1 protein-coding gene is annotated in these 824 nt (G+C 61.7%); it reads right to left on the bottom strand.

Annotation, left to right across the window (positions count from 1 at the left end):
- Positions 1-824, bottom strand: an 824-nt coding sequence (locus D3242_RS33160; RefSeq protein WP_245435314.1) for an ATP-dependent DNA ligase, incomplete at both ends; no start/stop codon positions are given.

The raw sequence follows: 824 nt of genomic DNA, 5'->3' as shown, positions 1-824 counted from the left end.
AAATCCTGCAGCGAACCGTGCCGCAGATCCTCTTCGCCGCGCAAGTGCTTCACACGGCCAATGATGCCAGGCTTGACCCATTGCGTCGCCGGTCGCTTCATCCCCTGGGGCGCAGGCCCGGCATGCTCCTGGACACGCTTCCACAGCCGCTCGCGGATAGCCTGGCTGGAGTTGATGAAGGCCGAACCGACATAGCGGCCGGTTTTGCGATCGGCCATCAGGGCAAAGGCCGGCTTGCCGGCTTCACGCTCGACGCCAATTAGCTCGTATTCGTCGACAGAGTAGCATTTCGCCTTCAACCAGCTCGTCGACGGACCGCTGCGGTATTTGCTATCCTTGCGCTTCGAAACCATGCCCTCAAGCCCAGCCTGCTCGAGCAGATGGAAGATGGCCTTCGCTTCGCCCGGCAATGGCTCGCTGAACTGAATACGCCCGCCGGGCTCGATCATGCTGGCCAGGATCTCGCGGCGCTCCTCCAGCGCCATTTCGCGAAGGTCGTGGCCGTTGAGGTGCAGAAGGTCGAAGGCCACGAAATACAGGTCGTGTCGCCGCCTGGTGATCGCCTTTCGCAGCTCGCCGAAGTCGGACAGGCCGGCCTCGTTCAAAACGACGATCTCACCGTCAACGATCGCATTGTCGGCGCCGATGTTCGCCGCCTCTTTCACCAGGTCGCGATATTTGGCCGTCCAGTCGTGACCGTTACGCGTGTAGATCCTGGTGCCGTCCTCATCGATGATCAGTTGCGAGCGGTAGCCGTCGAACTTCACCTCGTGAATCCAGCCGTCGCCTTCTGGAGGCTGCTCGACAAGGGTCGGCATCAAGGG

Origin of the sequence: Mesorhizobium jarvisii, from assembly GCF_003601985.1 — a bacterium.
Lineage (GTDB): Bacteria > Pseudomonadota > Alphaproteobacteria > Rhizobiales > Rhizobiaceae > Mesorhizobium > Mesorhizobium jarvisii.
The sequence above is the reverse complement of the archived record's forward strand: the minus strand, read 5'-3'. Positions and strand labels throughout refer to the sequence as shown.